This is a genomic window from Polynucleobacter sp. MWH-HuK1 (genome assembly GCF_018881815.1).
Classification (GTDB): Bacteria; Pseudomonadota; Gammaproteobacteria; order Burkholderiales; family Burkholderiaceae; genus Polynucleobacter.
Genome location: NZ_JACVPP010000001.1, coordinates 2,126,922 through 2,150,721, shown reverse-complemented (window position 1 = coordinate 2,150,721; position 23,800 = coordinate 2,126,922). Strand labels below are relative to the sequence as shown.

Annotated in this window: 3 protein-coding genes; 2 read left to right on the top strand and 1 reads right to left on the bottom strand. The window is 44.7% G+C overall.

Going from position 1 to position 23,800, the window contains the following annotated elements; genetic code table 11:
- Positions 1-6,034: calcium-binding protein (locus ICE93_RS11455; protein ID WP_304609452.1), on the top strand; the 6,034-nt coding region annotated here is incomplete at its 5' end.
- 107 nt (positions 6,035-6,141) lie between these two features.
- On the top strand, positions 6,142-22,674 hold the full coding sequence (locus tag ICE93_RS11450; RefSeq protein ID WP_255554660.1) for a cadherin domain-containing protein: 16,533 nt from the start codon (positions 6,142-6,144) through the stop codon (positions 22,672-22,674).
- Between the two features lie 35 nt (positions 22,675-22,709).
- On the opposite strand, the gene ICE93_RS10980 is transcribed toward ICE93_RS11450, so the two are convergent.
- Positions 22,710-23,729 carry a calcium:proton antiporter gene (locus ICE93_RS10980; protein WP_216188155.1) on the bottom strand — a complete coding sequence of 340 codons (1,020 nt, stop codon included), beginning with the start codon at positions 23,727-23,729 and terminating at the stop codon, positions 22,710-22,712.
- Positions 23,730-23,800: the final 71 nt, after the last annotated feature.

Here is a 23,800-nt window from a genome sequence, read left to right as displayed (position 1 = left end):
CATTGAAAATCTCGAATTTATCGGTGCTGGTAACTTTATTGGTGTAGGCAACACCCTCAACAACACCATCACCTCAGGTGCAGGTAATGACACCTTGGATGGTGGCTCTGGTAACGACACTTTAATTGGAGGCGCTGGTAACGACACCTACATCATGACCTTAGGTGCTGGCGGCAGTGATCGCTTTATCGATTCAGTAGGCACTAGCACAGTCAAAGTCGATACAAGTGCACTCACAGGCAATAGCTATACCTTTACTGAACGTGGCACAGGTGCTGATACCAATATCTATACCCGCACTTATGCCGATGGCTTTGGTAAAACTTTATTGGATACCCAAACTTTAGTGGGTAACTTTGGCGCTGCTGGTACCCAAGTACAGCTTGGTATTAATAATTACACTACTAATGGTAATAACGGTAGCTTTGCAGGGTATGAGACCTATACCGTAGTAGCAGGCAATAGCGTGAGCGCTACTAGTGCCCAGTACACCCAAAATAATATGTTGGTTGGCAGTGCGGCTGGCGACTCACTCACTGGCGGCGCTGGCAATGATTGGCTAGAAGCCGGTTCTGGTTCAGATACCCTTTTCTCAAGCGGTGGCTATGACCGCCTTAATGGGGGCCTTGGTTCGGATACTGTTAACTATAGCGCATTTGATAATTTAAGCGCTGGCGTTAAAGGCATTATGGTCAAGGCGGTTGATTTAGTTAGTGCCGCCACCTTAAATGATTACATCGTCTTTAAGGGTCAAAACTACGATAACTTCTCTAGTGGTAATGTCACTAGCTTATTAGCAAGCCGTAGCGTTGATTACTTGCAATCCGTTGAAGTGATTGAGGGTACCGCCCAGTCTGACTTATTTATTGGCGGCACTTCAAGTGATTGGTTTGAAGGCCGTGGCGGCCTAGACACCTTCTTTGGCGGTAATAGCGCTGAACGTGGTACCGACTGGGTTGATTACAACAGCTCTGTCTTTACGATGGGCATTACCGCTAACTTGGGTGCTAGCACTGGAACGACCAATTTGACATTGGGCGGCATTAATCTAGGTTCACAAACGAACACTATCACTGGTATTGTCAACACCCAAATGGGTCCTGATACCTTGTACAACATCGAAGGTATTGTGGGTACTAAGTTTGCCGATACCTTAATCGGCTCTACTTCGGGTAACTTCTTGCGCGGAGGCTTAGGCGCCGATACTTTAATTGGTATTGGTAATGGTTTGCCAGGCCACTTAGTGGATCGCACAGTTGATTGGGCAGACTATCAAGATGCTACGACTAGCGTGATCGCGCGACTATCTACTGGAGTAGATGCCAACATCGCTTTAAACACCACTTATATTGGCGCAACCAATATAAGTGGTATGTCTTATGGTACTGCCTCTAACAGCGGTGGTAATGACATCCTCATTGGTATGCAAGGGGTCCGCGGTGGATCTGGTGCCGACACCCTCATTGGTGGTAGTGGTAATGATTGGTTCTCGGGCGGCCTTGGTAATGATATTTTGATTGGTGGTATTGATGGTAGCGATACCGCATCTTATAAGTGGGCTAGCGCTGGTGTCACCGTTAACCTGGGTGTAGGTGTATATACCTCATCGGTTGCTAACTATGGTAGCGGCTTAGATTTAAATGGTTGGAGCTGGGGTACATCTGCTGGCGCCGATGGTATAGATACCCTGATTGGTATCGATCGCTTAGTGGGCTCACGCTTTAACGACGTTCTAACAGGCAATGCTGGTGAGAACGTCTTAAGAGGTTTAGATGGCAACGATACTTTAGATGGCGGCCTTGGTAGCGACTGGGTTACTTACGGCGAAGCCATGATTACCAACAATGAGGTTACCGGTAGTCTGACTGGTGTGACGGTTGATCTGTCTATCAAAGATGCCAATGGCTATAGCAGCGTAACAGTAGCTGATGGTAATGAGTTGCTTGCTAACGCAGGTACTGACAAACTTAAAAATATTGAGAACATTACCGGCACTTTATATAACGACACCCTTATTGGTGATCTAGGCACTAATACCTTGCAAGGTAATGGTGGTAACGACACTTTAATGGGCGGCGCTGGCAGCGATACAGCAGACTTTAGATTGCACAGCTCTGGCATTACGGTTGTCTTAAACGACTCTGGTATTAATAACGATAACGTGCAAAACGGTAGCGCTACTGGTGTTGGTGGCAATGCCTCACTTTTTTCGATTGAGAACATCCGTGGCTCTGAGTATGACGATACGATTACGGGGAACTCTGGCGGCAACACGATTGACGGTGGTGCTGGTAGCGATAAATTAGATGGTGGTGCTGGTATTGATACCTTGTCTTATCGCTCTGCCTTAGGCGGTGTGAGTGTAGACCTGGGTGGTGGCACTACTTGGCAGACGGCTACTGGCGCAGCCGGTAGTGATACCGTCCGTGGCTTTGAGAACTTGATTGGTTCAAGCTTTAATGACACCTTAACTGCCTATAGTGGTGGCAGCTCGATTGATGCCGGAGCAGGTAATGACACGATCTATGGCGCAGCAGGTGATGACATCTTGCGCGGTGGTGCTGGCAACGATCTGATCAGCGGTGGTGCTGGTACGGATAGGGCCCTGTTTAGTGGTTTGTATACGAGTTATGGTTTTATCATTAACACTGCTGACACATCCGGTGCCCTTAAAGGCATTACTTTAACTGGTGCTGATGGTATTGATATCGTGCGCGATTCAGTTGAATACATTGCCTTTGATAACACTAGCGGTGTAGTGATGGACGTCAAACAGAGTATTCAATACGGCACAGCAATTTTTGTTAGTGATGGTATTGGTAATGTTGGTAGTTCCAGCCTCACCATCACTGGCTCCGCCACTAACGACATCCTCACAGGTTCTAGTGTGGCTAACCAAACCCTTTTGGGCTTAGCTGGTAATGATGTGCTTGATGGTGCAGGTGGTACTTTAGTTGGTACTGCTGGTGGCGATACTCTCATTGGTGGTTTGGGTAACGACACCTATGTTGTGTACTCTTATGCCGATAAAGTGATTGAAGCTGCATCAGCAGGTACCGATACTGTGCAGGCACGCGTGAGCTATATCTTGCCAAGCAATGTTGAGAACTTGTCGATGACTTACTTTAATCCAAGTCTCACTTATTTGGGTCTGGGTAATAACCTGGCAAACTCCTTAACAGGCGCTGCTGGTGCCGATAAGTTGTATGGCCGTGATGGTAACGACATCTTAAGTGGCTTATCAGGTGATGATTATCTGTCTGGCGGCAATGGCGATGACACCTTGTTTGGCGGCGATGGTGATGATGCACTCTATGGTAATGCTGGTACGGATATCTTGTCAGGCGGCCTTGGTAACGACATCTTAGATGCTGGTTCTGGTTCAAACGAAACCGTTGCTGGTGGTTTGGGTGATGATATTTATATCGTAAATAACGCCCTCTTTAATACCAACTCGAAGATGATCGAAAACCTCAATGAAGGTAACGATACAGTCATTACTTCCAATGCGTCCTTTATTTTGGCCGATAACATCGAGTCCTTAGCTTTTGTAGGCATCATTGGTGGTAATGGTACGGGTAATGCGCTCGCTAATACGATCGTGGGCAACACTGGCAGCAATACTTTAGATGGTGGCGCTGGTAATGACACCTTGTATGGTGATACCGCTAATACCAGCTTGTTCGATGGCATGGCTGGTGGTACTAATGACTACCTCATTGGTGGTGCTGGCGATGATGTATTGTGGGGTCAGTCTGGAGACGACACGCTCGATGGTGGCACCGGTAACGATACGATGCGCGGCGGTACCGGTAACGATACCTACTATGTCGACTCTACTAGCGACACGGTTTTAGACGCAAGCAATTTAGCTGCTGGCTCAAATGGTGGCCTCATTAATACGGGTGGTGTTGATTGGATCTTAGCCACGGCCACGGTCGATATGAGCAATACCGCACGCTATCAGTATGTAGAGCATGTCCGCTTACTCGATACGGCACCAGCCTTTACGATGAGCGGTGATGATTATTACAGCACAGGCTATTTAGGTGTTATCGGCACTGAAGTGAATAACATCTTGACTGGTAATCAGTACGATAACTGGTTAAGCGGTGTGGATGGTGATGACACTGTAAGTGGCGGCGCTGGTAATGATGTCATGACTGGCGGCAGAGGCAATGACACACTCGATGGCGGCATTGGTGATTTTGATATTGCACTGTATGGCACTAGTAGCATCCAAGAGACCATCGAAAAAAATGATGGTCGTTATGGTTATGACCTAGTGGCTACCCTCAATAATCACAATGCCGATGGCGTGAAGATTAATCTAGATGCTACTGACTTCCGTTTTGATGCCAATAATGTCATCAGAGCCAATAGTGCAACCGGTAGTGTCGCTGTACTCTCTGGGGTTGATCGCCTTGTCAATGCTGAAGGTGCAATCGGTACGAACTTTAACGATACGATCGTGGGTACAGCTGGTAATAACTGGTTATCCGGTGGCCGTGGTAACGATACCTTAGTGGGCGGCGGCGGTTTTGATGTGCTCGACTTAGGTGGTAATAGCGCTTATGGATTGACTGTCGATCTAGGTGCGATGGTGCTAGCCAATGGCGCTACGGTGAACTTAAACTGGGCTGCTTACCAAACTCAGGCTACTGCACTAGTGATTAATTTAGCTAATTTAAGTACCTATAACAATGCCTATTACACTGGGGCTTATCATAACTTGGCAACCTTTACTGCCAATGGCGGCAATGGTTTAGGTACCTTAACCGCTTGGGGTTTTGAAAGTATTGGCTTGTCAGACAATATCGATACCTTGTATGGCACTACCGGCAATGACACTGTTTATGGGCTAAATGGCAATGACATTATGTTTGGTGGTGACGGCAATGATCTGCTATTTGGTAATAGCCAAACTACTGGATTAGTGGCAGGTACCGATGCGCAAAACGATCACGATACGTTGTATGGCGGTTATGGCAACGACGTTCTTTATGCTGGCGCCAGCGCTAGTACACTTTTAGGTGAAGCGGGTAATGATAGCTTAATCGGTGCTTACGGTGCTGACACTTTACTCGGTGGCGATGGCGATGATTACATGAACGGCGCTCAAAACAATGACGTGCTTAATGGTGGTACCGGTAATGATCAGATCTATGGCGATCAAGGTAATGACATCCTGATCGGCGGCGGCGGTACTGATAAACTCTTTGGCGGTCTAGGTGACGATGAGTATCTGTTTACTGGTACAGAAACAATTAATGAGTTAGTCAATCAAGGTATCGATAAGGTATTAGTCACAACAACCGGTTACGCCCTGAGTGCGAATGTGGAATACGCGGCATTAGCCAATATGCCAGGCGCCACACCAAACCTCATGTCTTTACCTAGCTTTTTAACTGGTAATGAGCTCAATAACGTATTGCTAGGTAACACCGGTGATAACACCTTAAGTGGTGGTGCTGGTAATGACACCATTGCTGGCTATGGAGGCGATGACACGATTACTGGTGGCCTAGGTAACGATCTGTTTGCACTCACACTAGATCCAACCCATAGCATTGATCCTTCAGATCTCAACAGCTTTGGCGGCACGATCACCGACTTTAATCGTGCGGGTGAGAATGATCGCTTCCTCTTGAACTTCTTAGCAGGCGGCGATGGTGGCATCAATGGCAATCTAGGCTTCCACTACCAGCTCAACGTGGGTTATGGTGCTAGCTTTATTAATGGCTCAACCGTCAGCAGTAATCAAGTACCAGAAGCGATGATCACCTACGATCCAGGCTCAGGTTTATTGCAAATTGCGTTCCAGCATTACCAAGAAGGCGAAGGACAAAATCCCGGCTTTTGGACTTACGCAGGCGATAACGGCAATACCAATCTGTCGTTTATCGTCAATGGAGCTAATGATGCAACACCAGCAGTTAACATCAATGCAGCAAGCTTCTTGATTGATACAGACCTCGATCTAACGCATCCAATGCAAAGTGATACTGCTTACTGGGGTACGCATCAGGTGTGATGGTTACTTAAGGTGTCTTTGGGCACCTTAAGTAGTTCTCGTTAAGAAGATTTTTAATAATGCCGAGATACGAAAAACTCAATAAAAATAAAGATATTTAAGTATTCATGACAACAACCTATGGCTCCTCTAATGATTTGATTGTCATTAGCATTCCAGGAAATTATGCAATTGACGGAGGTGCGGGTAACGACACGATTGATTTAAGCGCGATTACTAGCTCTATTAATCTTAATTTAGAGTATGCCAATTATCCGTGGACGATAACTTTTGATGGATATCAAGTAGCCGTCCAAAATATAGAAAACGTTATTACAGGATCTGGTAATGATTGGTTGGCTGGTACATCGGGGGTAAATACATTAAGCGGCGGCGCTGGTAATGATGTGTTTGCGGCAGCAATTGGGTCTGATTCATTGCTTGGTGGCGATGGCGATGATAGCTTCTCTGGTTCAGCTACGCTTTCAGGGGTGCTCACTTCTCCGGCTAATGTTTACATTGATGGTGGTGCTGGTGTTGATTCGATTGACTACAGTAGTACTGGTACTAAGCTGCAAATCAACTTAGCCACTAACTCTGCCCGATATTTGAATGACGCATTAACTGTTGTTCAAACCGATACTTTGTTGAATATTGAAAACATCAAAGGTGGTTCTAATGTAGATACCATTATCGGTAATTCATTGGCAAATACCATCAGCGGTGGAAATGGTAACGACACTTTAACTGGTGGTCTTGGAAATGATACTTTCTACTACCAAACTTTTTACACTCCCAATATTGGTATTGATCGAATTACAGATTTTTCTAATGGCGATGCAATTGCTGTAGAGGCTACTAATCTTACGATTGTTAACAATCGCAATCAGTCTGCATTGTTGGCGGGAGAGGTATATGTAGTTAATGGAGCAACAACTAGCTCTATTTATATAGGGACTGATTCGTCCATTGGTTATGATATTCAAATAGATCTTGCAGGGTCTTTTACTAACTCTAGTTTTAAGACTCAAGGAAATCAAATACTATTCTCGGATCTCAATGGTGCCAACACTGCACCAACTTTTGCAGTTGGTAATGGCTTTAAATCCAGTGGACTGGTTGTCACCGGAAGGCTGCAAAGTGTAGTTCAAAGTGATGGAAAAATTATCGTCGTTGGCTCAATTAATGATAATTTTTATATCGGCCGATACACTGCTGAAGGATCACCTGATCTTACATTTAATGGCACCAGTGCAAAGATTATTGATTTTGGCGGCATTGACATTGCAAATGATGTTGTCTTGCAGGCAGATGGAAAAATTGTAGTAGCAGGTTCATCGGGAACTAACTTTGCAGTTGCAAGATTAAATACAAATGGCACCTTAGATACAACATTTAATACCGTCGGATACAAAACAATTGATTTTATTGGTACTGACTACGCTTATGGCGTTGCAATACAGCGCGATGGTGCAATTGACATAGTTGGTCGATCTCAGTCTAGTTTTGCAGTTGCAAGATTAACTAGTGCTGGCGCCCTTGATAATACATTTTCAACTGATGGATTACTGAAAACTGTAGTAAGTGGGTCTTATAACAATCAGGCTAATGCTATTGCCGTTCAGTCCGATGGAAAGTTGGTGGTTGCAGGAGTTGCATACTCCGATACAACAAGTTCTGATATTTTTGGAATTGTCCGATACAACGCTGATGGTACCTTAGATCCTTCTTTTTCCTCAGATGGGGTTGATACCCAAACCTTTGGCAATAAAATTTATGGCATATCGATACAAATCGATGGAAAAATCTTAGTTGCAGGCAGTACGAGTGGCTCTAGCGGCGCATCACTGGTTCGATATAACCCAGATGGCAGTTTAGATACAAGCTTTAATGGTAGCGGAAAGTTATCTCTACCATCAGGCTCTAAATTTAATTCATTTGGCGGCATGGAGCAGCAGCCAGATGGAAAGATTCTGATTGTAGGAAGCTCAACGAGTGGTCTTGAAACTGTTGACTTTACAGTTGCGCGAATTAACCCTAATGGCACTCTAGATACTTCATTTTCTGGCGATGGTTATGTAAGGCTAGATAATAGGAGTGGTACTGATGTAGCATACAGCGTTGTAACTCAACCCGATGGCAAAATTGTCATCGTTGGGACATCTCCAAACTCACAGCTTTCTTTTGCGAGATTAAATATTGATGGCAGTACAGATGTTACTTTTGGTTCGCCTGATTCATTAAGTTACGCGCCTACTTATGTTGAGGGCAATAACCCTCAATTTATAAGCCCACAACCACCAGCATCTAACCCCTATATCAGTATTTATGATGCTCAACTAAATGTAACAAGCTATAACGGCGCATCTATTTCGCTTACGCGACATGGGGCTAGTAACGCCGAAGACCATTTTTACTTTTATGACCGTGGTAGCTCGATTGATTTGGTTAGTGGAACGCGCATAGTTCTTGGCGGCACAACAGAGGTTGGCGTGGTCACCACAAGCGGCGCTGGCTCTGCAACAATTACTTTTAATGCAAACGCAGCAAACGATTTCGTTAATCAAGTATTACAGAGCTTGCAATACAGCAATACTAGCAATGCCCCTCCTGCTAGTGTACAGATTGATCTTGTATTTAATGATGGAAATACTGGTGCACAAGGTACCGGCGGTGCAATGAGCGCCACAGGTACTGTGAATATGAATATCACCCCTGTAAATGACAATCCAATTATTACCTCGGCTTCATCTTTTTCTGTAGAAGAAAATTCTACAAATACATCTTTTTATATAAACGCTATAGATCCTGACGGCGGAGCAATCAGTAGTTGGCAGGTATTAAATTTTGATGGCGGCGCGCTTCCATCGGCGTTTTCTTTTGATCCTGTAACCCATATTTTATCAGTTGTATCACCGCTAGATTATGAGGCGATACCAACATATCAGTTGCGCGTAGTAGTAGGTGACTCAACTGTGTTTGGTACCACTACTACCCAAACTTTAGCTGTTAACGTTGATAACGTAAATGATGCGCCAACATTTGGTGTTGGAGATGGAATCGTACCTTTTGTTGGGGAGCAAATCTCTGCCCAAGCTCTTGATATAGCGCTTGATGCTAGTGGAAAGATTATTATCGTTGGTAATGGGGGTCTATCTGGAGCTATGTATCCAGACATGTGGGGTGCTCGCTATAACCTTGATGGAACCCTGGATACTTCATTCTCTTCTGATGGTTGGTTAACAACCACAATTACTGCGTCGCCAACTAATTATCAAAATAGTGTTGCTTGGGGTGTTGCCGTAGATGCTTTTGGGAAAATTATTTTAGGCGGTAGTGCTTATAGATCTATTGATTCAACTGTATCTGATTTTGCTGTTGTTCGTTATAACGCTGATGGATCGCTGGATACAAGTTTTTCTTCTGATGGTTGGGCTACCACTGCAATAGGTAGCGGTAGAGACTATGCGTACGATCTTGCTATTCAGTCTGATGGAAAAATTGTTCTTGCTGGCGAGAGTTTTAATGGAACCACAAGTGATTTTGCGCTTGTACGGTTTAACTCAGACGGTAGTTTGGATAATTCATTTTCTTATGACGGAAAAGCTGGCAGTGATTTTGGCTCAAAACAGGAAATTGGCCAAGCCCTTGCTATTCAGTCTGATGGAAAAATATTGGTGGCTGGTTATGCCTATCAGCTTGGCGGAAATTCAGCCAATCAAATTGTCCGTTATAACGCAGATGGAAGTATTGACGCTACTTTTTCTGGCGATGGAATAAGTTCAGATTCAATTAATTCTGGTAGTGAATATTTTTATAGCGTTGCTATTCAGGCGGATGGCAAGATATTGGCAGGAGGGTCAAGTAATAACGACTACTCTTTGATTCGTTACAACAGTAATGGCTCTCTTGATACTAGCTTTTCAACCGATGGAAAGTTAACTACAGATATTGGGGGGTCTGATCAGGTTCGTAAAATTCTAGTTCAATCCGATGGAAAAATTATTGCTGTTGGTACAGCATATGGTTCCAGTAGAGCCATAGGGTTGGTTCGTTATAACGCAGATGGTTCATTAGATGGTTCATTTGGGTCAAATGGCATTGTCACTACTAGAGTTTCTAGTAGTGAATCAGGCATGGCAGCGGTTTTACAATCCGACGGAAAAATTCTGGTTACTGGGGGAGGCGTCACTGTTCGTTATAACACCAATGGCGTATTGGATTCTTCCTTTGATTCAAACAATATTCTCAATGGTAGACCGGTATACCATGAAAATTCTTTGCCTGTAGTTTTGGATGCTGATGTCAATATTTCTGATGATGACCTTAATCGACTTGGATATAACAACGCCACCTTAACAATTATTCGTCATAGCGGCGTAAATTCAGACGATTATTTCACTAGTAACTTTAATGCCGGACCTGGCAATTCAACATTAAGTCCATTTTCGCCAAATGCTCCGTTGGTAGTGGATGGCATTGTGATAGGCAATGTCGCAACAAATACCGGCATTTTGTCTTTGGTTTTCAATGCAAATGCTACTCAAGCGCTTGTTAATTCTGCACTTCATCAAATTACCTACAGTAATTTAAGTGACACACCTCCATCTAGTGTTCAATTAGATTGGACTTTTAGTGATGGCAATGGCGGTCTTCAGGGATCTGGTGGTGTCTTGTCTACCACTGGAAGTATGTTAGTAAGCATCGTTTCTGATGCCGAAGCATCGGGGGCACTATTGCTAAATGGTGTTTTTGAAGAGGGCGCCACAATTACCTCTGTTATCTCTGGTTTAACTGATCCAGACGGGTCCATTGCTCAATATGCATATACATGGCAGGAATATAGTGGTGGGCAATGGAATACTCTCTCTAGTGGTTCATCACAGCTTAATATTCCATCCGATCAGAGTTATGTTGGCAAGAATGTTCGACTAGTTGCTCAAACAACTGATGTTTATGGTGGAACGACTCAGTTCATCAGCGCTAATTACATAGTCGCAAACGTTAATGATTTACCTACTGGCGGAATTGCCATTCCTAGTACGCCATTTAAAGATTCAACAATTATGGCAACGGTTGATCCCATCGGCGATCAAGATGGATTGGGCTCGATTACTTATCAGTGGCAGGCGGGAACCTATCTTAACGGACAGGTTGACCCTATGGGTTGGATCAATATTTCTGGTGCTAACAGTACTTCCTATTTAGTAACATCTGGGGTTATAGGTCAGCCGCTAAGACTAATTGCTAGTTATACAGATGGATATGGGCATTTAGAGACAGTCCAGTCAAATATTTCAAACGCAGTTGTTTCCCAAAATATGATTATGGGTAGCGATCTGGGTGAGCTTTTGAGCGGAACGATTGCTCCAGATTATATTGATGCAAAAGATGGTAATGATACTGTTTATGGATTTTCCGGAAATGACATTCTGTTTGGTGGATTTGGCAATGATACCCTCGATGGTGGCGCTGATAATGACACTTTAGATGGTGGCGTTGGTAATGACACACTCTATGGTGGCTCTGGTAATGACACCTTAATCGGCGGAGCTGGTTTAGGTGTTGATGTACTTGATGGCGGCATTGGCAATGATAATCTTCAGCTAGGCTCTGATGGTGGCACCGCATTAGGCGGAGATGGTGATGACACTATTACTGGCAAAGGCTTATTGGATGGTGGCGCTGGTAATGACGTAATCCGTCAGCAAACTAGAGATGAAAGCTTAGCCCTCGCAAGTAATAATGTCATTCTTGGTGGTGATGGCAACGACCAAATTCAAGTAACAGAATTTTTTGCGACTGTAGATGCTGGTGCGGGCGATGACATCATCACTATCCATGAAAATAATGGAACTGCAGCAGACTCTACTGCTGGTTTTAATATTCAGGGCGGCACTGGATATGACCAGCTAGTGATTGATGGCTATGCTGGTGGCGCTTGGGGTAACTGGACTTTACCTGCAACTTTTGGTGGTGTTGAGCGAATTACCTTTAAAAATACACAAGCCCTCAATACGCAATTTGGCTTTGTTGTGGCGGACTCTAATATTGCCGCTGGCCAAACTTTAGTTATCGATACTTTAAATTGGGATATAAATTTAAGTCATTCAGATAGCGACTGGGTTGGACTTAAGATAGATGCATCTCGCGAGACCAATGGCTATCTCAATATCACAGGGACTACAAAAGCCGATTATTTAATAGGTGGTGCATTAGCAGATACTTTCCAGTCAGGCGATGGCAACGATACCCTAATTGGTGGTGCAGGCAATGACACGCTTGATGGCGGAGCTGGCGATGATACTTTAACTGGTGGTGCGGGCAATGACACCTTATATGGTGGTGATGGTACAGATACCGCTATTTATGCGGGCAACTCTTCTGCCTACACTTGGACTAGGTTAATTGATAGTGCAAACCAGAGTTATGTGTCTGTTATTAATAATCAGACGCAAGAACAAGATGTGCTCTATTCTATTCGGTATCTAAAGTTTGATAATCAGCAGGTGACCTTGCGTGAGGCGGGTGTAATGTTGCAGGGTACTAGTATTGCTGATTCTTTAGTTGGAACTGATGCTGGTGATGATGTTCTCTTTGGCAATGCCGGCAATGACACTTTATTTGGCTTGGCTGGAGATGATACCCTCGATGGTGGCGCTGATAATGACACTTTAGATGGTGGCGTTGGTAATGACACACTCTATGGTGGCTCTGGTAATGACACCTTAATCGGCGGAGCTGGTTTAGGTGTTGATGTACTTGATGGCGGCATTGGCAATGATAATCTTCAGCTAGGCTCTGATGGTGGCACCGCATTAGGCGGAGATGGTGATGACACTATTACTGGCAAAGGCTTATTGGATGGCGGCGCTGGTAATGACACGATTACGCAAACCTGGATTGACTCCAACTATAGAGATGCCACTACAAGCATCTTAGGCGGGGATGGCAATGACTCATTAAATATTTGGGAGTTCTTTGCAACTGTAGATGCTGGTGCGGGCGATGATGTCATCACAATGGTTGGTCATGGCACCGGTGTTTTTGGAGAGGCAAACCTCAATATTCAAGGTGGTTTAGGCTATGACCGATTAATTATTAATAATTTTGTCGGTGGCGGCTCCGGAAATGATTGGGTGCTACCTGCTACATTTGGCGGCATTGAGAGAGTTACTTTTGTTAATAGTACCGCATGGAATACCCAATTAGGTTTTGTATTGGCAGACTCTAATATTGCCACTAGCCAAACGTTAGTCATTGATGTAAGTGATTGGAATAATAGCTATGATTTTTCTAGCGGTCTTAAAGTTGATGCATCCCGCGAGACCAATGGCTACCTCAATATCTCTGGTACCGTATCCAAAGACTATTTAATAGGTGGTGCATTAGCAGATACTTTCCAGTCAGGCGATGGCAACGATACCCTAATTGGTGGTGCAGGCAATGACACGCTTGATGGCGGAGCTGGCGATGATACTTTAACTGGTGGTCTTGGCGATGATGTCTACTTTATAAATACCTCGAGTGACTATTTGATTGAAGGCGCTAACCAAGGTATTGATACAGTCTATTCAAGCGTTACTTATAGACTGCAAAGTAATTTTGAGAATCTAGTTGCCAATTCATCGACCGGTCTTGTTCTTGTCGGTAATTCGCTAACCAATATTATTACTGGCGGAGTAGGAAATGACATTTTAGACGGTGATCTGGGGATTGATGCTCTAATCGGTGGGGCGGGCAATGATACCTATTTTGTAGATAATTCTGCTGATGCCATATTCGAAAATAATGGCGAAGGTATTGATTTGGTTTTCTCTAATGTTTCTTATTCTTTAGGAAGCAATATAGAAAATTTAACAGCCAATAATGCTGCATTATCAGTTCGTTTGGTTGGTAATGAATTGAGCAATACGATTACTGGTGGTTCTGGAAACGATACTTTGGATGGTGGTATCGGTATTGACACTATGATTGGTGGTATGGGTAATGATACCTTCTACATTGATAATACTGACGATGTAGCAATAGAGAGCAGCTCTGCCGGTAACGATTTTGTTTATTCAAGTGTGTCATATAAATTAGGAGCTAATCTAGAGGGAATTACTGGTTATGGGAACGCTGATCTAAGTCTTGCGGGAAATCTTGGTAATAACATTATTACTGGCGCTGCTGGTAATGATACTCTGCGCGGTGATTTGGGCAACGATACCTTAGATGGTGGTGCGGGTGCCGACTTTGCCGTATTTGCTGGTACTCGCGATAACTATTCGATTGTCATTGGCCTTAATGATCTAACGCTTGTAGGGCCCGATGGCACTGATATTGTTAAGTCATCAATTGAAACAATTGCTTTTGACATGTCTCCACAGATTCAAATTGATGTGGGCTTGAGTATTTCAAGAAGGCAAATTATTACAACAATTTTAGGTGGTGATAGCGGTGGAACTATTTCTGGTACGTCAGGATCCGATGCTATCAGGGGTGGTATAGGTAGTGACTCGATTTTTGGGCTTGCTGGTGATGATGTGCTTTATGGCTCTGCTGGGGATGATTATCTATTTGGCGGTCTTGGTAATGACACCATGGATGGAGGCTCTGGCAATGACACCATTTATGCTGATGATGCTGGCGATGTTGTCTTGGGTGGTGGAGGTATCGATACTGTTATTACTACTAGCTTGGTTTATTCCCTCGGAGATTCTGCCCGTGTATCTGGCGTTGAAAACCTTACCTATGGTGGAGTGGCTAATGTTACTTTCACGGGCAGTGCTGATATCAATATTATTACTGCGGGTCAGGGTAACGACATACTGACCGCCGTTAGTGCAAATGGGCTTGATGGTGATACTCTTTTTGCTGGCGCTGGCGATGACACATTAATAGGTTCTGCTGGTAATGATGTTTTTCATGGCGGTGCCGGTACTGATGAAGTGGTGATTAATTCGCCAGTCGCCGATTTGGGATCTTGGAGTTATCAGTATTCTGTAGATGCCATTACTGTGGCCTCTTCTAGCGGTAGTGACATTATCTTTAATGATGTTGAATACATTAAATTTAGTGATGGAAAAATTCTTTCCGTACCAACTTCTCTTCTAAATAGTCAGGCTGTATTTGTACAGCAGGGTACTGACGCCCCTGAAACAATGAGGGGCACTACCGGAATCGATGTGATCGCTGGTAATGGCGGCAATGATGTTATTTATGGACTTGGTGGCAACGATACAATAGATGGTGGATCGGGTAACGATACGATAGATGGCGCTGATGGTAATGATTCTCTCGCTGGCGGACTTGGCAACGATACGATAGATGGTGGATCGGGTCTCAATAGTATTTTTGGCGGTGCAGGTGATGACGTTATTACGATTCACTCAAGCTCTGATCAGATTGATGGTGGCGATGGAATAGATGGTGTTCTTTTGGCAAGTGATTGGCCAACAGGATTGGCATCTTTAAATTACAGCCTTTATGGCGGCAATAATCAAAATATTGAAAACGTTACCTATCTTGGTGCTAGTGACTTCTTTATTACCGGAAATGCATTCAATAATATTTTAGTTGGTGGCTCCGGTAGTGACACTTTACGTGGTGGTGCGGGCAACGACACTTTAGATGGTAGTAGTGGAAGTGATTTTGCGGTCTTTTCAGGTGCGCGTAACGATTATCAAATTACGATTGGTTCTAGTGCGCTAACTTTAGTAGGCCCCGATGGAATAGATATCGTTCGATCTTCTGTTGAGACCATACTGTTTGATGGTTCGCCATTAACTCAAATCGATGTTGGTTTAAGCATTGCAAAGAACCAGGTTATTACAACAATTTTAGGTACATCTGACGGCGAAATGATTACCGGATCCTTGGGTTCTGATGCTATTCGGGCTGGTAATGGTGATGATACGGTAAGTGGGCTTGCTGGTGATGATGTTTTATATGGTGATGCAGGCAATGACACACTTATCGGAGGCAAAGGCTCAGACACCATTGATGGTGGATCTGGTGAAGACATAGTTTTCTATTTGGCACCTGGGTTAAATTCTAATCAGCAAGACCCTAATGTTGTTGGCGATAGTCTTAATGGAATTAATTTAACTACAGAAATTTCCTCGGGAAATCTAATTGTCACTGGTGGTGGCGTTACCGATCGTCTCTCTAATATAGAAATCATTGTTGCTACCAATGCAGCTGATAATTTAGATGGATCACAAAACGTTTCTGGCATTGGTCTAATTGGCTTGGGGGGTGATGATGTCATCAAAGGTGGTTCAGGTAGTGATGTATTGCAAGGTGGTACTGGTAATGACACTTTAATTGGTGGTACTGGCGCCGATACCATGCTAGGTGGACCTGGCAACGATATTTATTATGTTGATAATGTGGGAGATATCGTAAAAGAGAGTCCAACGCATGTAGATTACAGCAATGGTAATGCTCCTGTATTTGACCCAACTTGGTATGCCGCAGATCCAGGCTCATTGAGTTTAATCAGTGATCCATTGGATCCTAATGCAGGATTAAATTTACAGCTTATTGGTGGAGGAATTGATGCGATTCGAACCACCTTAAATAGTTATGCATTAAGTCCCATTTCTATTAATACGGCGACAGGGACGGTTGGAGAGGGCATTGAAAATCTCGAATTTATCGGTGCTGGTAACTTTATTGGTGTAGGCAACACCCTCAACAACACCATCACCTCAGGTGCAGGTAATGACACCTTGGATGGTGGCTCTGGTAACGACACTTTAATTGGAGGCGCTGGTAACGACACCTACATCATGACCTTAGGTGCTGGCGGCAGTGATCGCTTTATCGATTCAGTAGGCACTAGCACAGTCAAAGTCGATACAAGTGCACTCACAGGCAATAGCTATACCTTTACTGAACGTGGCACAGGTGCTGATACCAATATCTATACCCGCACTTATGCCGATGGCTTTGGTAAAACTTTATTGGATACCCAAACTTTAGTGGGTAACTTTGGCGCTGCTGGTACCCAAGTACAGCTTGGTATTAATAATTACACTACTAATGGTAATAACGGTAGCTTTGCAGGGTATGAGACCTATACCGTAGTAGCAGGCAATAGCGTGAGCGCTACTAGTGCCCAGTACACCCAAAATAATATGTTGGTTGGCAGTGCGGCTGGCGACTCACTCACTGGCGGCGCTGGCAATGATTGGCTAGAAGCCGGTTCTGGTTCAGATACCCTTTTCTCAAGCGGTGGCTATGACCGCCTTAATGGGGGCCTTGGTTCGGATACTGTTAACTATAGCGCATTTGATAATTTAAGCGCTGGCGTTAAAGGCATTATGGTCAAGGCGGTTGATTTAGTTAGTGCCGCCACCTTAAATGATTACATCGTCTTTAAGGGTCAAAACTACGATAACTTCTCTAGTGGTAATGTCACTAGCTTATTAGCAAGCCGTAGCGTTGATTACTTGCAATCCGTTGAAGTGATTGAGGGTACCGCCCAGTCTGACTTATTTATTGGCGGCACTTCAAGTGATTGGTTTGAAGGCCGTGGCGGCCTAGACACCTTCTTTGGCGGTAATAGCGCTGAACGTGGTACCGACTGGGTTGATTACAACAGCTCTGTCTTTACGATGGGCATTACCGCTAACTTGGGTGCTAGCACTGGAACGACCAATTTGACATTGGGCGGCATTAATCTAGGTTCACAAACGAACACTATCACTGGTATTGTCAACACCCAAATGGGTCCTGATACCTTGTACAACATCGAAGGTATTGTGGGTACTAAGTTTGCCGATACCTTAATCGGCTCTACTTCGGGTAACTTCTTGCGCGGAGGCTTAGGCGCCGATACTTTAATTGGTATTGGTAATGGTTTGCCAGGCCACTTAGTGGATCGCACAGTTGATTGGGCAGACTATCAAGATGCTACGACTAGCGTGATCGCGCGACTATCTACTGGAGTAGATGCCAACATCGCTTTAAACACCACTTATATTGGCGCAACCAATATAAGTGGTATGTCTTATGGTACTGCCTCTAACAGCGGTGGTAATGACATCCTCATTGGTATGCAAGGGGTCCGCGGTGGATCTGGTGCCGACACCCTCATTGGTGGTAGTGGTAATGATTGGTTCTCGGGCGGCCTTGGTAATGATATTTTGATTGGTGGTATTGATGGTAGCGATACCGCATCTTATAAGTGGGCTAGCGCTGGTGTCACCGTTAACCTGGGTGTAGGTGTATATACCTCATCGGTTGCTAACTATGGTAGCGGCTTAGATTTAAATGGTTGGAGCTGGGGTACATCTGCTGGCGCCGATGGTATAGATACCCTGATTGGTATCGATCGCTTAGTGGGCTCACGCTTTAACGACGTTCTAACAGGCAATGCTGGTGAGAACGTCTTAAGAGGTTTAGATGGCAACGATACTTTAGATGGCGGCCTTGGTAGCGACTGGGTTACTTACGGCGAAGCCATGATTACCAACAATGAGGTTACCGGTAGTCTGACTGGTGTGACGGTTGATCTGTCTATCAAAGATGCCAATGGCTATAGCAGCGTAACAGTAGCTGATGGTAATGAGTTGCTTGCTAACGCAGGTACTGACAAACTTAAAAATATTGAGAACATTACCGGCACTTTATATAACGACACCCTTATTGGTGATCTAGGCACTAATACCTTGCAAGGTAATGGTGGTAACGACACTTTAATGGGCGGCGCTGGCAGCGATACAGCAGACTTTAGATTGCACAGCTCTGGCATTACGGTTGTCTTAAACGACTCTGGTATTAATAACGATAACGTGCAAAACGGTAGCGCTACTGGTGTTGGTGGCAATGCCTCACTTTTTTCGATTGAGAACATCCGTGGCTCTGAGTATGACGATACGATTACGGGGAACTCTGGCGGCAACACGATTGACGGTGGTGCTGGTAGCGATAAATTAGATGGTGGTGCTGGTATTGATACCTTGTCTTATCGCTCTGCCTTAGGCGGTGTGAGTGTAGACCTGGGTGGTGGCACTACTTGGCAGACGGCTACTGGCGCAGCCGGTAGTGATACCGTCCGTGGCTTTGAGAACTTGATTGGTTCAAGCTTTAATGACACCTTAACTGCCTATAGTGGTGGCAGCTCGATTGATGCCGGAGCAGGTAATGACACGATCTATGGCGCAGCAGGTGATGACATCTTGCGCGGTGGTGCTGGCAACGATCTGATCAGCGGTGGTGCTGGTACGGATAGGGCCCTGTTTAGTGGTTTGTATACGAGTTATAACTACGTAGTAAATAGTGTTAGCTCCTCTGGAATGAATGCCGGTATTACGATTAGCGGCGCCGATGGTCTAGACATCATCTTGGCAGGAACCGAATTTATTCAGTTTGATGGATCTCCTAATACTGAAATCGATGTTGTCCAAAGTATTAAATATGGAACTATTGTTCTTACGCAGGGTAATCTTAATCAAGATTCCAGCCTCACCATCACTGGCTCCGCCACTAACGACATCCTCACAGGTTCTAGTGTGGCTAACCAAACCCTTTTGGGCTTAGCTGGTAATGATGTGCTTGATGGTGCAGGTGGTACTTTAGTTGGTACTGCTGGTGGCGATACTCTCATTGGTGGTTTGGGTAACGACACCTATGTTGTGTACTCTTATGCCGATAAAGTGATTGAAGCTGCATCAGCAGGTACCGATACTGTGCAGGCACGCGTGAGCTATATCTTGCCAAGCAATGTTGAGAACTTGTCGATGACTTACTTTAATCCAAGTCTCACTTATTTGGGTCTGGGTAATAACCTGGCAAACTCCTTAACAGGCGCTGCTGGTGCCGATAAGTTGTATGGCCGTGATGGTAACGACATCTTAAGTGGCTTATCAGGTGATGATTATCTGTCTGGCGGCAATGGCGATGACACCTTGTTTGGCGGCGATGGTGATGATGCACTCTATGGTAATGCTGGTACGGATATCTTGTCAGGCGGCCTTGGTAACGACATCTTAGATGCTGGTTCTGGTTCAAACGAAACCGTTGCTGGTGGTTTGGGTGATGATATTTATATCGTAAATAACGCCCTCTTTAATACCAACTCGAAGATGATCGAAAACCTCAATGAAGGTAACGATACAGTCATTACTTCCAATGCGTCCTTTATTTTGGCCGATAACATCGAGTCCTTAGCTTTTGTAGGCATCATTGGTGGTAATGGTACGGGTAATGCGCTCGCTAATACGATCGTGGGCAACACTGGCAGCAATACTTTAGATGGTGGCGCTGGTAATGACACCTTGTATGGTGATACCGCTAATACCAGCTTGTTCGATGGCATGGCTGGTGGTACTAATGACTACCTCATTGGTGGTGCTGGCGATGATGTATTGTGGGGTCAGTCTGGAGACGACACGCTCGATGGTGGCACCGGTAACGATACGATGCGCGGCGGTACCGGTAACGATACCTACTATGTCGACTCTACTAGCGACACGGTTTTAGACGCAAGCAATTTAGCTGCTGGCTCAAATGGTGGCCTCATTAATACGGGTGGTGTTGATTGGATCTTAGCCACGGCCACGGTCGATATGAGCAATACCGCACGCTATCAGTATGTAGAGCATGTCCGCTTACTCGATACGGCACCAGCCTTTACGATGAGCGGTGATGATTATTACAGCACAGGCTATTTAGGTGTTATCGGCACTGAAGTGAATAACATCTTGACTGGTAATCAGTACGATAACTGGTTAAGCGGTGTGGATGGTGATGACACTGTAAGTGGCGGCGCTGGTAATGATGTCATGACTGGCGGCAGAGGCAATGACACACTCGATGGCGGCATTGGTGATTTTGATATTGCACTGTATGGCACTAGTAGCATCCAAGAGACCATCGAAAAAAATGATGGTCGTTATGGTTATGACCTAGTGGCTACCCTCAATAATCACAATGCCGATGGCGTGAAGATTAATCTAGATGCTACTGACTTCCGTTTTGATGCCAATAATGTCATCAGAGCCAATAGTGCAACCGGTAGTGTCGCTGTACTCTCTGGGGTTGATCGCCTTGTCAATGCTGAAGGTGCAATCGGTACGAACTTTAACGATACGATCGTGGGTACAGCTGGTAATAACTGGTTATCCGGTGGCCGTGGTAACGATACCTTAGTGGGCGGCGGCGGTTTTGATGTGCTCGACTTAGGTGGTAATAGCGCTTATGGATTGACTGTCGATCTAGGTGCGATGGTGCTAGCCAATGGCGCTACGGTGAACTTAAACTGGGCTGCTTACCAAACTCAGGCTACTGCACTAGTGATTAATTTAGCTAATTTAAGTACCTATAACAATGCCTATTACACTGGGGCTTATCATAACTTGGCAACCTTTACTGCCAATGGCGGCAATGGTTTAGGTACCTTAACCGCTTGGGGTTTTGAAAGTATTGGCTTGTCAGACAATATCGATACCTTGTATGGCACTACCGGCAATGACACTGTTTATGGGCTAAATGGCAATGACATTATGTTTGGTGGTGACGGCAATGATCTGCTATTTGGTAATAGCCAAACTACTGGATTAGTGGCAGGTACCGATGCGCAAAACGATCACGATACGTTGTATGGCGGTTATGGCAACGACGTTCTTTATGCTGGCGCCAGCGCTAGTACACTTTTAGGTGAAGCGGGTAATGATAGCTTAATCGGTGCTTACGGTGCTGACACTTTACTCGGTGGCGATGGCGATGATTACATGAACGGCGCTCAAAACAATGACGTGCTTAATGGTGGTACCGGTAATGATCAGATCTATGGCGATCAAGGTAATGACATCCTGATCGGCGGCGGCGGTACTGATAAACTCTTTGGCGGTCTAGGTGACGATGAGTATCTGTTTACTGGTACAGAAACAATTAATGAGTTAGTCAATCAAGGTATCGATAAGGTATTAGTCACAACAACCGGTTACGCCCTGAGTGCGAATGTGGAATACGCGGCATTAGCCAATATGCCAGGCGCCACACCAAACCTCATGTCTTTACCTAGCTTTTTAACTGGTAATGAGCTCAATAACGTATTGCTAGGTAACACCGGTGATAACACCTTAAGTGGTGGTGCTGGTAATGACACCATTGCTGGCTATGGAGGCGATGACACGATTACTGGTGGCCTAGGTAACGATCTGTTTGCACTCACACTAGATCCAACCCATAGCATTGATCCTTCAGATCTCAACAGCTTTGGCGGCACGATCACCGACTTTAATCGTGCGGGTGAGAATGATCGCTTCCTCTTGAACTTCTTAGCAGGCGGCGATGGTGGCATCAATGGCAATCTAGGCTTCCACTACCAGCTCAACGTGGGTTATGGTGCTAGCTTTATTAATGGCTCAACCGTCAGCAGTAATCAAGTACCAGAAGCGATGATCACCTACGATCCAGGCTCAGGTTTATTGCAAATTGCGTTCCAGCATTACCAAGAAGGCGAAGGACAAAATCCCGGCTTTTGGACTTACGCAGGCGATAACGGCAATACCAATCTGTCGTTTATCGTCAATGGAGCTAATGATGCAACACCAGCAGTTAACATCAATGCAGCAAGCTTCTTGATTGATACAGACCTCGATCTAACGCATCCAATGCAAAGTGATACTGCTTACTGGGGTCCTAACCAGGGTCAGCAAGCGTAATGCCAACCTCTCTTAGTAAAGCTGAGAGAGGTTTATTAAGGTACTAAGCTTAAGAAGAGATACTCAAAGAAGATGATTAGGTGGACTATGCCCTGTAGCAAGGTAGTTCTACCGATTGCAAGCGTTAGGGCACCAATAAAGAATGACAAATACATCAGCGTCATATTGAGTTCGCTAATACCTAGGCTAAGTGGCAAATTAAAGATAATCGCAATCGCGGCAACAGTCGGAATGGTTAATCCAATACTTGCTAATGCTGAACCTAGAGCTAAATTTAGACTGCTTTGTAAGCGATTGGCTTTGGCAGCTCTTACGGCTGCAAAGCCTTCGGGCAGTAAAACTAATAATGCAATTGCAATACCAACAATAGTTTTTGGAGCGCCAGCTGCTGCAACACCTCTTTCAATAGCTGGGCTCAATAGTTCTGCAAGACCTACAACAGTAATCAGTGATAGGATTAATAAAACTGCACTAACAGCAGTCTTCAGATTGCTAGGTTTGATTGCATGCACATTGCTGTCGGTTGTTTTATCTTCTGTTTTCGGCAAGTAATAGTCGCGATGGCTCACCGTTTGAAAAAATATAAATGCAATATAGAGTGCAAATGAAGCAATGCCTGCAAAAGCTAGTTGGCTCTTTGTAAAGTCAGGACCAGGCGTGCTGATGGTTACTGTAGGCATTACCAAAATAAAAGTTGCCAAAGCAGTGAGTACTGCTAGTGCTGAATTTGTACCTTCATTGCGAAAAGTCATTTCATGATGGGTTAGGCCACCCATAAATATGCAGAGACCAATGACGCCGTTAATAACAATCATGACCGTTGCAAAGACGGCATCCCTTGCAATGAACTGCGATCCTTCATGACCCGTCAGCATCATCGAGATAATGAGTGACACTTCAATAATTGTCACGCTAATAGAGAGCACCAATGTGCCATAAGGTTCGCCAGTTTTGTGAGCAATTACCTCGGCATGATGAACTGCAGCAAGAACTGCGCTAATCAAGGTGATACTCATCAGGGCAATAAACCAAGTTTGGCTCAATAAGGCAGTCATAGATACAATCTAGAAAATAAGGTTAAGCTACAGGGAGAAGACGCCCCAAAAACTATTGATTACTGAGAGTT

Excerpts from the sequence above, each read along its gene's own strand:
- ICE93_RS11450 (WP_255554660.1), top strand. The coding sequence starts at position 6,142 with ATGACAACAACCTATGGCTCCTCTAATGATTTGATTGTCATTAGCATT.
- ICE93_RS10980 (WP_216188155.1), bottom strand. The coding sequence starts at position 23,729 with ATGACTGCCTTATTGAGCCAAACTTGGTTTATTGCCCTGATGAGTATC.